Annotated in this window: 6 protein-coding genes and 1 pseudogene; 2 read left to right on the top strand and 5 right to left on the bottom strand. The window is 52.4% G+C overall.

Annotated elements, in window-relative coordinates; genetic code table 11:
• Positions 1 to 1,449 precede the first annotated feature (1,449 nt).
• The 5 genes and pseudogenes from D3222_RS22025 to D3222_RS22005 all read right to left on the bottom strand — a co-directional run.
• Complete coding sequence (locus D3222_RS22025; protein WP_118988023.1) at positions 1,450 to 7,728, bottom strand: TcdA/TcdB pore-forming domain-containing protein; 6,279 nt, start codon at positions 7,726 to 7,728, stop codon at positions 1,450 to 1,452.
• Between the two features lie 98 nt (positions 7,729 to 7,826).
• Positions 7,827 to 9,983, bottom strand: coding sequence for a type I secretion system permease/ATPase (locus tag D3222_RS22020; protein WP_118988022.1), 2,157 nt, complete (start codon positions 9,981 to 9,983; stop codon positions 7,827 to 7,829).
• A complete protein-coding gene (locus D3222_RS22015) occupies positions 9,983 to 11,368 on the bottom strand; it encodes an HlyD family type I secretion periplasmic adaptor subunit (RefSeq protein ID WP_118988021.1) in 1,386 nt (461 codons plus the stop codon). Before D3222_RS22015 ends, D3222_RS22020 begins: the two co-directional genes overlap by 1 nt.
• Entirely contained in the window at positions 11,368 to 13,488 is a 2,121-nt protein-coding gene (locus D3222_RS22010; RefSeq protein ID WP_118988020.1) for a type I secretion system permease/ATPase, read from the bottom strand. The genes D3222_RS22015 and D3222_RS22010 overlap by 1 nt, the downstream gene beginning before the upstream one ends.
• A gap of 722 nt (positions 13,489 to 14,210) precedes the next feature.
• Positions 14,211 to 14,510: pseudogene (locus D3222_RS22005) on the bottom strand (transposase); the annotation flags it as partial.
• A gap of 102 nt (positions 14,511 to 14,612) precedes the next feature.
• Here D3222_RS22005 and D3222_RS25230 point away from each other — a divergent pair.
• Together D3222_RS25230 and D3222_RS21995 are read left to right on the top strand one after the other, a co-directional pair.
• Positions 14,613 to 14,876, top strand: a complete 264-nt coding sequence (locus tag D3222_RS25230; RefSeq protein WP_157975402.1) for a hypothetical protein — start codon at positions 14,613 to 14,615, stop codon at positions 14,874 to 14,876.
• A gap of 736 nt (positions 14,877 to 15,612) precedes the next feature.
• On the top strand, positions 15,613 to 15,894 hold a 282-nt coding region (locus D3222_RS21995; RefSeq protein WP_339367483.1), incomplete at its 3' end, for a toxin VasX.

The following is a 15,894-nucleotide window of genomic DNA, read 5'->3' as shown; positions in this document are numbered from 1 at the left end:
TGGCTATTATCCGGCGTGATGCCGGCGGCGATAGCCGGATGAAGGGGATAAACGGCGGTAAGGTAAATTAAAAGATAACTCGTGGCCCTGACCAACGGGGTGCTGCGCTTATCCATCGTACTCTCTCTTTTCTTAAGTTAATCGGGCTTCGGTGATGAAACGGTAATCTTTCCATAGAAAATATTGATAATTTGATAGTGATATAAGCAAACTATTCTAATGTGTGATTAATTTATTGTCTGAATGGATAGTGCGAAATGTGATCAAGAACGAGTTATTTAATCCTGATAATGGGGAATCGGTTATATTAAATGTTGGGAAATCGCGGTAAGGCTGGAGATATTGTTTCCTTATGCCCGCCCGGACGCTTTCAGTTTTCGGGTGAGGTTTTACGCCTCGGGCCTGACCATTGGGGCAGGGCGAGCCCACGATGGAAAAATCGGTAAAAAACGTCATCATTAAAGGTAGGAGACCGTGATTAAAGGTTTTTCAACGCGAGTAAAAAACTTGATGCTATACCGACATTAAAAGAGAAAACGTCAGGGAAAACGGGGATTAAGTTGATTAATGTGGTAACTAAAATGGCAGAGTTAACTTAATAACAAGAATATGTGATGAGATTAAAACCTTTAACCTCATTAAGCATATTAGCCGCGAAAAAATCACCAAAAAACGGAAAAACCATTCGGTTTAAACAAACCGCTCAATGAAAAGTCATGCACTCAATAAATCTTCAATTAAAAAATAATAAACCACCGGGATAATAATCGTTTTACAGGTTTATACCTTTAACCTTTTTAACATTATTCACTTTCTCTTTTTACTTTTCTCTTTTTAATAATTGCAAACTCCTTTTTATCGATAATATGTCAGCTAAGGGTTAAAAAAATCAGCTTTCCATTAATACCCTATTTGAAAAAATACCGAGTCATTAAAAACGGCTTGTTTCTTATCAGATTTAATGCATTTGATCTTCCTCTTATTTTACATTTATTTAACCTATCATGACCATTTGAAAGTGATAATACAGAGAGATTAAAAACTTCATATAATCATATAAAATCCTGATTTAACCCAATAAGTAAAGGTTATTAGCAGGACAGTTAATTGCATTTAATCTAAATCCATTAATTATTAACCGAAAATTGAAAAGAAATCAGCAAGAAAAAAATGGGTTAATTAGGCAGGATTTAAATCCTGAAAAAAGAGTTGATTATCTTAAAAAACATAAAAGGGTGTCTTTACATCGTCAGGTTATTTTAAGTTTTCTCCCTTATGCGGCCTAGGTTTTAAATAGCGTCCTGAAAGGCAGTTAAAGCAGGTTAATGAGGAAAAATAGGAAATATTATTATTCATGATAAAAGCAAAAACCTCGTTATTTTAAACGAGGTTTGTCAGCGATCTAGACAAAAGGGGCATTGCGCCCCTTTTGTTGTTTCTGGTGCCACCTTAGAGTAGCGATGGCACCAGCATCGCCTGCGTGGCCTGACGGTTTTGCGGCAGGGGCTCGCGGGCACCGCCAATATCAGGGAACGAGGCCATTGCCCCGCTCAGCTTCGCCAGACTCGGCCCCCCTGCGTCCGGGACAGCAGCAACTGTATTGGGCGTGATGACGGGTTGTTTGCTGGCCCAAGACAGTTCTACCAGTCCACTTTTGGTGTAACCCCGCTGGGTAAAGTTCTCGACCAGGTGGTCCACGCTGATCACCGACGAGGTGCCCGCTAGCTCGATCTCCAGATGCCGATGGGCCGTGGCTTGGCTGCCAAATACCTGACGCACCACCAAGGCCGTTCCGTTGCTGGAATCGGTCAACATCAAATCGTCATCACGGCGGCTTACCAGAATGTTCTCTGGATCAGCCAACGGCAGAATCAGGCGGTCTGGGGCTTGGCCCGAATCGTTGTTGTCGATGACTACCGTACGGTAATGGGACCATATCGCCTGACTGAGGCGATAGGTATCGCTATCGGCTCCGCCATGCAGTACCACGCTGTCGACACCGGCAATGAGCGGTGGCGTCAGTTCGTCTTTGCTGCCGCCTACACCCCCACCTTGAAGCAGAAGGGAAGAACCGACGCGCTCCACTCCCGTGAACCTGTTGAGGATTTGCGCGTTGCCATCCTTGACCTGATACAGTGCTTGGGTTGTTGGGCTATACACATACGCTGCCTTTTCGCTTGCGACGATCCCCACGAAGCGCGGATTGTTCGAGACAGGGATGCCATTACCCGAAAATACCTGACCGCTGTCGACATCGAACCAGCCTAGTGCATGATTGTCCTGCAAAGTCAGAACTCCTTTGGCTTGCCATTGGTCGGCGAGTTTGGTAAGTGCCTGTGGCAGGTGGGCCAAGTTGTTTTGCTGCCAGCCTTTGTCAACGCCAACTAGCTGCAACTTGCCGTTGTCAGCTCGTAGCAAGATCTCGCCCTTGGTCGTGATCAGGCGCATGCCAGCATCGACCTGTTGCGCCGATTTGAGATGCAATTCGGGTGTCAACTCACTGGCAGTGGGAAGTTGTGCCGAAACTTCAAGCACCTCGTCGGTACCGAACGCGGCAGCCAGCGTGTCGGCAGTCATAGGTGGCTGACGATACAATTTACCGCTGGTAGGTTCGAACAGCCGTGCGCTGGAGCCGTCCTCTTCGAATCCCAGGAACTGTAGATGCTTGTCTTGCAAGGGAGCGGAAACCACCACCACCTGACCATTGTGATACCACACCGGCAGCAGGCTCTTACCGTCGGTGGCCTTGACCCCGAACACCGCCAGAGTGGCTTTGCCGTCGGTGACGCTGGCGAGATCCTGCCACCAGTGGGTACGTTCCTTGAGCCAATGCTCGTTGACCGCTTCGTAGTTAAGCTGCCCCAGTGCATCAAGCCGGGCCACACGCCCATCCTCGGTGATGGCGAGCAGGTTACCGTTCAGGTTGATCAGGTTGGCTAACGCTGGAGTGCTGATGCGCAATGCACTAGGATGTCTGGCGTCGAGAATAGCCTGGCCGGGACCTTCCTGGCGGAACAGGGTTTTCTGTTTCTTGCTGTAGAAGAAGAACACTTCCGTGTTAGCGGGGCGGGGAAGACTGCCCGCCAACACCAAGTCAGCCGGTATCGGCCAGGCACTGCGGGTCTGTTCGTGCCCTTCGAACTGTAAAGTCTGATCCGCCGGTGGCGCCAGATTCGGCTTGATCAACGTCCCATCGCTGGTGAGTATCCAGTAGCGGTGCGGTATGCCAGCCGCATCCACGCCGAACACCGTGACTAGCGCCGCATTGGTCGGCTGGATCAGCCGTGCGCCCAGCGTATACATCGGAGTTTCAGGTTGTGTGCTATTGCTCTCGTAGTCCTGAAGTATGACCTTGAGTTCATCACTATGCCGGTCGGTGCGTGCCAACAGCTGGAGCAGTGCATCATCACCTACCACACTAACCAACTCCATTCGATCACCGAGGATTCGATAGCTCAGCTCAGCCTCTCTCTTCTTTAGCTGATAACTTCGTGCCAGGTAGACCGCATCTCCTTCCTGCCATAGTCGACTGATCTTACCCGCATTCTGGCTGAACCACGGCTCAAACTGCGCGTCGATCTGTCCGGTGGCGACATTTACCCGCCATGCTGCCGCGTTGTCGGCATCAAAGAAATAGGCATGGTCGCCCATCACTGCGCCTAGTTGGGCATGTCCGGCCTGTTTGTGGGTGGTGTTGGTGAACAGCATCCGCTCATTGGCTACGTCGTAGAAAGCTCGACCAACATCACGTCCGTTGTGGCGGTAATTCTCCACCACCACGTACTGCCTGTGCAATTGATGCGCCTTGGCTAAATCACTCAGGTGCTGCTCGATTTGTTGGCCGGGCACTTGCCATTTGCTTGCATCTTCGCTGACTACCTGAGTTGTCAGGCCGGCAAAGTCGACTTCGCGCACTTCACCCTTGCCATTGACCACCAATACTTGCCCGTTCTGGGCCGGGTCGAGCTCTACCACAACCCCACCGACCACCAGTCGGTTCTTCGACACGCTGATACTGCCACTGGCGAGTTGGCTGCTGTCGATAATCCAGCGCGATAACGTACTGGTGCCATCGCTCGTGAGCTTAACTTGGGTGCCTTCGTTGAGGCCGATCAGGTACTCGCCGCCCGCTCCCTTGATCTCGTAGCGCAAAAAGCCGTGTAGCTCTTTGGGTAGCTTGGGCACCACCAGTTGCCGGTTGCGCTGATCGAGCACCACCTCGATCGGGGTGTCGACGTACTCATGATGAATCCTGCGGATTGTCTCCTCACCCGGGAAGATGTAGAAGTCGTAGTCGAACGGCTTGTCTTCCTCGAGTTTGCGGATTACGTCAAAGCCGGCGTCGTGGCGTGTGGTAGCGCCGGGAAGTAGCATGTATTCGTAGCTGATGTAGGACTTGGGCGTACCCGGCAGGATCACAACATTGCTGTCACCGTGCCCGAGGGGCCGGGAGACCTCCTTGTAACCAATGCCACTGCGCACCTCGATCGCCTGACCACGGTCATGGACCATTCGTGGAAAGTCACCAACCCAGAAGAAGTAATTGATTTCTCCTGAACCGGTAGAGCCGGAATGGGTGCGGTAAATATACTGGCTGTCGAAGCTGATCTGGTTCTGGCGCAAGTCGAGGCGCTTGACCACCGCCCCGGGCAGGGGCACCAATACCTCTTTTTCGTTGTCATATCGATAGCCATTGCCCTTGTAGGCTTTGTCAACCGTATCGAAGTAATGACCCACCGCCTTAGCATCCTTGGCGACCGCACCAAAGGCTTGCGCCAGTGCCGTAAAGCCCACCGCGAGCCCGCCAAGGATCACCCCGGCCCCACCAAGTACTGCTCCGGCCGTCGAGGCGCCGACCAATCCGGCTCCCACCCCGGCTGCGCCAGTGACGAAGCTAGCCGAATCGAACGCTAACTGGGTTCCGAACACCGCCTTCTGCACATCGTTCTCGGCGTGGGCCAGCTCATAGGCATCCAGCCCGACCATAGCTCCGCCAAATAACACCCCGGCGCCTTCGTTAACAGTACGCCCCAGGGTGGAGGCAAAGTCCTTGAATGAGGTTTCGGCGGCCACCACTTCGCCGCGCAGCGCCGTGCGCACCAGTTCAGTGACCTTGGTCACGTCTTGCACGCCACCGTGAGCCATCTGGACAAAGTTGAGGTAGCTATGGACTTTGAGGGCGGTGGCTAGATCAGGCGAAGCGATCCCACGTGCCGCATCGTGGCGGTTCTTGTCGGCAAACCACTGGATCAATGTCTGCACCGCAAATCCGGCGTTCAGTCCATCAACTGGCGCTGCCTCGCTGACACCGGCCTTGGGCCGTATCTGGCCGCGTTCGAGGGTGAAATGCTGGCTCAGGGTAAGCATATGTTCATCGACGAAGCGGCGGAATTCGGTAAAAGTGGCATCATCGCTGCTCACCCAACGGGTCTCCTTGGGGTGGTCGCGATTAATAAACTGAACCCGGTAGCGGCCTTCGCCTTGGTCTTCGGTATTGCCAATCACCGGCATCCAGCGCTGGTCAAGATGGTTTTCCTGAGCGAGCCGTGTACTGGCCTCGTCGAACCTTGCTCCCCACTGCTCGGCATCGAGGGTCATCAACGCGGTGTGCAGTCGAGTATCCTTGGCAATCCGTACCTGAGCGTTGACTGTCTGCTCAACTTGCCGCCGTTGCTCCATGACCGTAGCCAGTTCACCGGGGCGGGTCAGGTCGGCTACGTTCAGGCCGTTACCCACCGACACCTCGGCCATCTTGTCGGCATCGATCGCCACCAGATTGAAGACAGGGACCGATTCGCTGCCAAGCGAACCGTAGTGAACGGCCAGTTTGTGCTTTACCAAATGTTGCTTCATGGCTTGGGAGAAGTGGGCTGCGTTGTTGAAGGCAAAAATCCCGACATTCGGGTCATAGAAATAGTAACGACGCCCTTCGGCTACGATTGTACTCCCCACCATCATCGAGTGATCCGGGGTATTAAGTGCGAATGTCGAGGTTCCGGTCGCCTTTTTCAGCAGAGAAACCACCTCGGACAATGTGACCCGCCCCCGCGTCGTTGATGCCTGTACGGCCTCAATATTGGAGTGCAGCTTGAGCAGGCTGTTTTTCAATAGCGTGGAACTGCCTGCTTGGGGATCGGCGGCGGCCAGAAAGAGTTTTTCCACCAGACTATTGATACCCGCTTCGCCACTACTGGCCAGTGCTACCGTCATGGCCCTGACCAAGGGATAGCAACGGCCGCCGGACTTATCGCCAGTCAGAGACAGATAAAAGTCTTGCGGCATCAGACGGTCGAAACTGCTACCGGCGCGATGAAAATTCTCGCTGTACACTGCTGTCCACTTCAATACCTTGTCGATGTACTCAGCTTGACTGGTTTCGGTAATGCGAGCGCTCAAGGCACCCTGTTGCTTGGGGGTAAGCAGACCTTTGAGAAACAGGCGCTTCATCTCTAGGACTGACATCCTGTCGTACACCCCCGGGATGCTGATATCGCGGAAGTTGCGCAGTCCATCGGCAAATGCGGTGCCTTGCACACTATGCTGGTAAGCTTCGGCGATCGCATAACGCTCGCCCACGTTGTTGATGTTTTCCTGCCCACCGTTCTGGATGGACATATCGTCAATCCGCACCCCGGCAGCCACGCCGTGGTAGGTGGCGAATTGAGCCTGGTTGCGTTCAACCAATGGGCTGCCCGACCTGATTAATGTCTCGGCACTGATGGTGTTGGATCTGGCGAACAACACTGGATCGTGAGTGAACTGCTGGATGTCGGTGCTACCCTGACGGGGTTCGTATTCACCACTCATGGACACCAGCTCTCCCTTGAGCTCGCGATCCCGTAGCGTTTGTGCGAGCAACGCCGGGTTGTGTACATCGTACCCGCGTATTTGCAAGGTACGCGTTAAGCTCTTCTCGATCGGAGTATCGGTAAGCAAGGACTGGGTACCCGCTGCCGCGATTAGTTGTGCTCGGGACTGACCGTGACTGCTCGATCCACCCTCGGCCGTTTCAGAGTAGGAAATGCCTTTGCTCACGCGGTACATACCCGTTGGGGTGTGCTCGACAAAGGCCGTTGCTGGTAGCAACTCGCCGAGTTTTCCGCTGATGGTCTGGGCATGCTCGACCCCGGCTCTGGAAAGGTAGATCACGGCCTGATCGGTACGACTGCCTAGATTTTTCGGCCCCATGATTTTGGCCTGCTCTAGCCAGCCGCGATTGTCATCATTGAACAATTGGGTCAATGTCCGGGCAAGCGCGTTGAAATGCGCCTTGTCAACGTTGATGGTTAGCCGCGCACCAAGCTTGCCGCGAGCACCATGACGTTGTGCGAAATCCTTGGGCAGCACCCGGAAAGCTTCGGCGTTGCCTATAACGGCATCAGTTTGCAAAGACAGAGCCATTTTCTCACTGCCTTGCACCAAGATGTCGGCCGTCGTGGTGCGTGCCGCCAGTGCCTTGATATAACCGACAAATTCCTGTTGCTCATTCTTGTCGAGGCTGCTGACACCGACCGGCTTGTCATTGCTGTAGTGCCAATAAGCGTTTTTCTCCAGCGTCTGTTCCAGCATTCTCTGCTGCTGGATTAGCTTAGGGGTCCATTTGCGACCGTTTTCACGGAACCCCTGCTTGATCTCTTGGGTCAGCGTTTGGATCTTCGGTTTGCTCCTCATCTCTTTAAAGGTCGTCTGCGCAGACGCGAGCAGCGATTGGTAGCTGTTATTGGGCACGATGGTTCTCCTTAGGAAAATCCTACTTTGGTATTTATGCGTTACAACACTTTAAGAATAGTTATGGCGGACACGGCTGGTCGCTTGCGATCTGGGACTCAATCCTTCATCTGCAAGGTCCACAGCCGGGCATAGAGCCCGTTCAAGGCGAGCAGTTGATCGTGGCTGCCCTGTTCGACCACCTGACCCTGGTCGATCACCAGAATTCGATGGGCATGGCGCAGGGTATTCAGGCGATGGGCGACGCTGATCACCGTGCGGTCTTGAGCAATGCGCTGTAGGTTGGTCATCACCGCCGCTTCTGATTCGTAGTCCAGGGCACTAGTGGCTTCATCCAGCAGCAGTATCCCCGGGTTGGTCAGCAACGCTCGGGCCAGGGCGATACGTTGGCGTTGCCCGCCGGAGAGCTGGCCGCCACGTTCGCCGACTTGGGTCTCATAGCCTTGGTCCAGCGCTTTGATAAAACCATCGGCACCAGCCAGAGTCGCGGCTTCATGCACCTCCGTATCGCTGGCTTGGGGTCGGCACAACCGGATGTTCTCGGCGATGCTGCCAGTAAACAGTACGCTTTCCTGCAACACTACGCTCATGTTGCGGCGCAGTGCCACCGGGTCCGCGATCGCCAAATCGATCCCATCCACCAATACCTGTCCATGCTGGGGCACATAGAGGCGCTGTAGCAGCCGGGCTAGGGTGGATTTGCCCGAGCCGGACGGCCCGGTGATGCCGACGAATTCGCCGGGATGAATCTCGACGTTGAGGTTGCGTAGTACCTCTTGACCCTCCTCGCCGTAGCGAAAGCGCACGCCCCTGAAGCTCACGCCTCCGCGCAATTTGGGTACGGAGGCCAGGCCGCCACTGCCACTTTCCCCCTCCTCATCGAGAATGTCGCCAATCCTGCGCAGTGAGATCAGGGTGTGCTGGAAGTCCTGACAGATCTGAGCCAGACGCAGAATCGGCTGGGTCACGTGTTCCGAGAGCATGTTGAAGGCCACTAGCTCCCCTGGGCTGAGCTTGCCCTCCATCACCAGGGTAACGCCCCACCACAGCAGCAGGGCGGAGGTCAGCTTTTGGATCAGGTCGATTCCCTGACCAGCCAAGATCCCTACCACCTTGGCGCGGAATGAAGCGCGGACGAAAGCGGATAGCTGCCGTTCCCAGCGGTGTAGGAAACCGGCTTCGGTGGCGCTGGTTTTGATGGTTTCGATGCCGGTGACTGATTCGGTCAGGAAGGCGGTGTTGTCGGCCCCTAGTTCGTACTCCCGCAACACCCGGGCACGCAGCATGGGTCCGACCCCCAACCAGAACAGGAAGTAGAGCATCAGGGAACCGAGCACCAGCCAGGTTAGCTTGGTGGAGTAGGAGAACATCACGGCTACAAACAGGCCGACGAAGGCTAAATCCAGCACCATAGTCAGCGCTGAACCGGTGAGGAACTGGCGGATCTGGTTCATCTCGCGCACTCGGGCGATGATCTCACCGGTCTGACGCTGCTGGAAATAGCCTATGGGCAGGGTCACTAGATGTTGATAGAGGCGGCTGGAGAGCTCGGAGTTGACCTTGCTGGCGAGGTTGGCGAACAGCCAGGAGCGAAGAAAGCCATGGACGGGCTCGAACAAAGCCAGGGACAACATGGCGATCCCTAGCACCTGTAGGCTCGATAGGCTGCGGCTGACCAGCACCCGATCGATCACGTTCTCGAACAGTATGGGGGTCACCAGGGCGATCACCTGTAGCATCAGAGACACCAGGAGTATGTTCCTGAACTGGGTGACATGCTTGCGGATGGAAGGCACGAACCAGCCGAAGCCAAACCGCTGCCGTTTCGGCTGTTCGGTCGCCTCCGCCAGCAGCACGGCGCCGCCTTGCCAATGGCTAGCGAAGACGGTTCGGGGATAGCGACATATTTTACCCGTGCTTGGCTGATACAAGCTAATGAACTCGCCTTCGACTCTCTCTAGCACCAGCCAGCCTTGTTCCGTGTCCAGCAGGGTGGGAAGGGGCAGGGTATCGAGCCGGCTCATATCCGTGGAGATGTGGCGTGCCCTCAGGCCGATCCACTGGGCGCAGCGGCACAGGTCTTGGCTATCCGAGACCCCTTGGGTACGTCCGAGACGGTGGATCAGTTGTTCCGGTTCCACCGACAAATTGAAATGGCGAGCCGCATGGGCCAGAGCCAGAAGGCCGCCATCCGTTATGGCCTTGGGCTCGTCGATGATGGACGGTTCCGATAGGCTAGATTCAATGGTTGACATCATCGTTCCCTCAATGCTTCGGATTGGTACTGCTGTAGTGGACTGAGTAGGTAGTCGATCACCCGGCGATCACCGGTGCGGATTTCGGCGGTGACACTCATGCCTGCCTGCAACGGTACCTCATGCTCGTCCACTGCGATAGAAGAGTGCGCCATCCGGATCTGTGCAGGGAATACCAAGCCTAGTTGCTCATCCTTAACCGCATCCTTGGAGATGTGGGCGACTTTGCCCCGTATAGTGCCGTAGCGAGTATAGGGAAAGGAGTCGACCTTAATCTCCACCGGCTGACCAGCGTGTACGAACCCCACATCCTTGTTCAATACCATCACCTCGGCTTCCAGCGGGGTATCATCGGGCACGATCACCATTAGCTGCTGGGCCGATTGCACTACGCCCCCCAGGGTGTGGATCGCGAGTTGCTGCACCACGCCGTCGACCGGTGCCCGCAGGCTTTGCAGCCGTTGCCTCTCGCCGGCCTTTATCAACTGTTGTGTCATGACCGCGATAGCGGTCTGAGTTTCGTTTAGTTGGTCGTAGTATTCCCGGCGGGTCTTGGCGAGATAGCGGTCCCGGCTCTCCTTCAGTACCTGATATTGCTCCTTGAGGACGGCCAGCTCGGCATGCTGTTGAGAAAGGGTGCGTTCGATCTCCAGCCTCTCCCTCTCTTGTTCCAGCAGCTCGACTTTGGGCAGCAGCTTGTTGGCAGCCAGGGTACGATGGGCTTCAAGGCGCACTTTGATATTGGTCATCAACTTTTCCAGCGCGGTGATATCGGCGCTGCGCATACGCTGGCTGGCTTGGTTGACGCTCATCTCGCTGTCCAGACTTGCTAGATTGGCGATTACCTCTTTCCAGATGCTGACCAGGTGCTCTCTGGCCAGCTCGACCTGTGCCTGTGGCATACCTTCCTGTACGGCGAAATGCTCAATGGGGGTGTCGGTTAGCAGAGCCTGTAGTCTCGCCTGTCCTAATCGCTTGAAGTTAAGCTGCTCCTGTAGCTCTTTCAGCTCGGCTTCGACGCCTATGGGATTGAGTTTGATCAGCACATCCCCGGTCTTCACCCTTTGTCCGTCACGCACATGGATTGCCACAATCTCGCCGACCTCGAGGGACTGGATCACCTTGGAGTGACTGGATACCAGCAGCTTGCCTGTGGCGTTGGCATGGATGTCCAGATGACCGACGATAGACCAGAGCAGAACCACCAGTAGAAACAGGGTCAGTGCTATTGCCGTGCACCTTGCCCAAGGCGCGGGAGGTCGTTCAACGATCTCCAGATAGCTGGGCTGAAACTCGTACTCGTCGCGAGTGCGTTTTGTCGCTTTGGGAGCGTTACGCTCCCGCCGCCAGGCCCGGAGGACGGTTTTTAGGTGCTTGAATGACATCACTCCGTCTCCTTGCGTAATTCCTGTTGCATCCGCCACAGCCTGGCGTAGCAGCCGCCCTTGTCCAGAAGCTGGTGATGGTTGCCTGACTCGGTGATAAGGCCCTGCTCCAAAGTAATGATGCGGTCGCAGTGACGCACCGTGGACAGGCGGTGGGCAATGGTGATGACGGTGCGTCCCAGCGCGATCTCGGCCATATTGGCCTGGATCAGCGCTTGGGATTCGTCATCAAGGGCGCTGGTCGCCTCGTCGAAGATCAAGATCCTGGGGTCGGCCATCAGCGCCCGGGCGATGGCAATGCGCTGGCGCTGTCCTCCCGATAGGGAGCTGCCAGCCTCGGCCAGTACCGTGTCATAACCCAGAGGTAGTTGCAGGATAAAGTCATGTGCGCCCGCCAGCTTAGCGACGGCTATCACTTTCTCCAGCGAGGCGGAGGGATCTTTGAGCGCGATGTTGTGGCGCACACTACGGTTGAACAGGTAGTTCTCCTGTAGTACCACCCCGATCTGGCCGCGTAAGTAGCCGGGGTCCAGCCGATGCAGGGGAATGCCGTCGATCAAGATCTCCCCCTCGTCCGGAGCATAGAGCTTTTGTAGCAAGTGGGTCAGCGTACTCTTACCCGAACCGGAGGGACCGACTATGCCTAAGTTCTCGCCGGACCTGATATGCAGGGTGACTCCCTGCAACACGGGGGCTTGATGGGGCTGGTAGCGGAACACTAGGTTGCGTATTTGCAGATCGCCGGAGAGTGGTTGCTGGGGACGAATGTTCCCTTGCTCCTGCTCGACGGGTAGGTTGAGTATGTCACCGAGTTTGTCGACGGCAACCCGGGTTTGGACAAACTGTTGCCACAGGTCGATTAGCTTGGTGATGGGTTGGTTGACGTGGGACACCATCATGTTGAAAGCGATCAATTGACCTATGGTGAGCTCCAGAGAGATCACCATATTGGCGCCTAGCCAGATGATCCCGACGCCGGTCGCCTTCTGCAACAACATAACTCCGTGGCTAATGAAGCTGTTGAGGGTCTGGGTGCGGAAACCAGCTTCGACCATGTCTGCGGTCTGAGACTCCCAGCGCCGTTGCATCCTGGGTTCCACCGCCAGGCTCTTGATGGTTTCGGCGCCGCTGACGGACTCATTCAGGAATGAGGCATTGAGGGCGGTGGTCTGGAACTGTTGTTCGATACGCTGTTGTAGCGGTTTGGAACTCAGCCAGGCCAGTAAGAAATAGAGTGGCAATACCGCCAGAACCACACAGGTTAGGGTTGGCGATAACCAGGCCATTACCCCGAAGAAAATAAAGGTGGAGGCCACATCTACGCACAGGGTTAGCATAGAGCCGGTCAGGAAATCACGAATGCTGTCGAGCTCCTGCACCCGGGTGATGATGGCGCCTACCTGACGGTGTTTGAAGTAGAGCAGGGGCAGGCCGAGTAGATGCCGGAACAGTTTGATCCCTAGGGTGATATCGATGCGGTTGGCGGTGTGGGCAAAAAGATATTCGCGCAGCCCTCGGAGCATTACCTCGAACAGCCCTACCACCACCAGTACTATCACTAGCACGTCCAGGGTGGACAATGCCTTGTGTACCAACACTTTATCCATCACCACTTGGAAAAATAGCGGGGTGACTAGGGCAAGTAGCTGAAGCATCAGGGAAAAAAGCAGCACCTCGCCGAGGAGGTGGCGATGATGAATAAACGCGGGTATAAACCAAGAGACATCGAACTTGAAGGAAGCCTCCCGTAACCGGATCACTTCCCCGCTCCATCTGGCTTCTAGCTCGTTGATGGGAAGTATTTCGGGTGAAACAGTATAAGGAGACTGGATCAGGGCCTGATCGGGGGAAAGGCGCGCCAGTACAACAAATCCCCCCTGTTTGTCGCGAAAGGCTAAGGGCAATAGCTTGGGAGTCAGTTTGGGGAATGTTAAATGGCATAATGCCAGATCGACATCATGTTCCTTGCCGTACTCTTTTATCGCGGGTTTCAGTTTGTTATGGGGGAGCAGAGGCTGTGGTTCCCGAGCTTCACCTTGAGCTAATTGTAACAATAATCGGCAACAGTTAAGAGCGGATGACAATGCATCGGCATCGGCGGATATATTTTCCCTATTCATTGTAATTCTCCCTTACGTGATTCCGTTCTCACGTTGTTAACATAGAAAAGCCTCTCCGCAAGATGACGTATTGCAGAGCCAATTAATAATAATTTGTATTAAGAGCCTAGGCTTTAATTTGAATCTATACCCTTCATCTTTCAAGCCGCTGCTTTGTTGGCTGCTTTCACGCACCCCAGTCACATCGTTATCTATGCTCCTAGGGATGCGTTCACTTGCCGCCGCGCTGCAACTCGAAATCTATTATGTATATGTCATTGCCATAGGTGGGTGCAAACTAATGAAAATTGTAGTTAATTAATCGATATTATCTTAAAAATGGGAAAAAATAAAATATCTTATTCTGGATCATAAGATGAATTATTTTATTGTTAGGAAAATTAGTGTCAAAAAATTGTTAATTGGTCGTTGCTAATTAGTCGTTATTAATCGGGAAATGGTATTCATTATCTGAATATATTGAATTGATATTAGACAGGTCCGTTTTTATTTTTATTGGAGGATAATGAGAATAAAACTGCTTTAGCTCAGTCCTTGAATAGAATGCTGGCAATCAGTTGTAAAGAGGAGGTGATAATTACTATATGAGTTATTTAATTAAGTTTTTGCTATTATTGATTGGGATTTAATTTAATCTGGCTTTCTTTTCTATATATAAAAATATGTTTCATTGTGTGGTTTTTGTTTTTATAAATTATTAAGAGTAATTAAATAAGAATTCATCATGATGCTCCACCGATTTTATTCATTCCTGGTTTTTGCTGTGCTGAAATCGACACCAAGAAAGCATCAACATAACTTAGCAATAGCCACATAGATTGGCAGTTATGGTTCCGTGTGACTGTCTCATGCAACGATTGCTAGAGTCGTTCTATTTTATTCAACCAGGGGGAATAGCTTGGTAAAAACAAAAGGGTAAATTTCGGATGCCGTGCCAACCAATCCTTGACCTTCTGACTACTATGGATGCAATAATTATCTCAGATTAATGTGAATGTTTTCGCATGGGGATATTGGGTATTCTAAATGTCGTCTATAAAGGTAAAAGTGGAGGAGATAATATGGCTGGCCGCATTTGGACTGCGGTTATATCTCTTTGGTGATCGATTGGAGATATATACCCTATGGATTTCAAGATGCATCGCGACGGCAAGGGAGTGAATCCCCGGAGCATAGCTAACTATGTGACCGGGGTGAGAGAGTGCAGCCAACAAAGAGGCAACTTGAAGGATAACGGGTATATCATTTTTGGAATCAAGAGCGACAATATATTGATAGAAAGTGGCAAAGCTGTGCCAGCCGATATATGGCTGTGTGAGTTACACAATGATGTATTTTTACCGGAGAACGTGATTGCTACGATTGTCATGCAGGATAAATCAGGGTGAGTATATTATCGATGGAGTTATGCTAAATAATGAAATCTATTCTCATTCTCATAATATAACTGAGAATCATTCTTTTTTACGCATCGGTAACGTATTGATGATAGTGAATGTTAATCGTGAGGTGGAGAGTATAATAATGCTTGAACTGTATTTTGTTCATTAATTAACATATTGAAAATAATATAAAAATAGACTTTATTTCAATGGTGTTGAAAGGGATGAATATCGGAAGGGTGAATGGGTTTCATATTATTTAAATCAATGCAATCTTTTTATATAAACAAATGACATTCTGTTTATATTTGGTTTAAATATGATGGGTTTTTGCCGTTGATATTAAGCATATTGTGCTTTTTGATAAAAAAAGACTTGATTTTAATCCGCACCCACAGGGAGGATTGAATTATTCAGTTACCCTGTAGGCAATTAATGAATCTATTAGTTTGAGGGCAGGTGATTGGCCTTCGCGATTATTTTTATTCTGGTTAACTTTCAATTAAGCAGTACCGGCATCAATTGACTGTTCCCCGTATTTATCAGGGTTAACAACCGGGGATATATTCGGCTGGATTTTCGGTAGTTGAATTGACATATACCTAATAGATTTCGAGTTGCAGCGCGGCGGCAAGTGAACGAATCCCCAGGAGCATGGATAACGATGTGACTGGGGTGAGTGAAAGCAGCCAACAAAGCAGCAGCTTGAAAGATGAAGGGTAGAGAACCAGGAGATGTTGAGATGAATCAATCATTTTGTTGGACGTGTGAGTCCACCGGGCCGGCGTTGTTGCCGGTGCGTTATACCGTGGTGCCCGATAATGTTTCGGAAATCTTGCCGGCGTGGGCGGAAACGCCAGAACCCTCGGCACCGGGCTATCATTATGCGCTGCGTGCCTTACGGCAGGGGTTTTTGTATGTCTATTATGCTAATGCCGGATTAGATGAACCGGAGAGTTGGGAGGCTTGGAGCGTCAGCGAGGATGGCGCACTGTGGCAACAGTTTAGTGCGCCTTTTGGTGTC

Origin of the sequence: Photorhabdus sp. CRCIA-P01 (assembly GCF_003545805.1) — a bacterium.
Lineage (GTDB): Bacteria > Pseudomonadota > Gammaproteobacteria > Enterobacterales > Enterobacteriaceae > Photorhabdus > Photorhabdus antumapuensis.
The sequence above is the reverse complement of the archived record's forward strand: the minus strand, read 5'-3'. Positions and strand labels throughout refer to the sequence as shown.

Bases quoted from the DNA above. Each gene is read 5' to 3' on its own strand.
- D3222_RS22020 (WP_118988022.1), bottom strand. From the start codon at position 9,983: ATGTCAACCATTGAATCTAGCCTATCGGAACCGTCCATCATCGACGAG.
- D3222_RS22015 (WP_118988021.1), bottom strand. From the start codon at position 11,368: ATGTCATTCAAGCACCTAAAAACCGTCCTCCGGGCCTGGCGGCGGGAG.
- D3222_RS22010 (WP_118988020.1), bottom strand. From the start codon at position 13,488: ATGAATAGGGAAAATATATCCGCCGATGCCGATGCATTGTCATCCGCT.
- D3222_RS25230 (WP_157975402.1), top strand. From the start codon at position 14,613: ATGGATTTCAAGATGCATCGCGACGGCAAGGGAGTGAATCCCCGGAGC.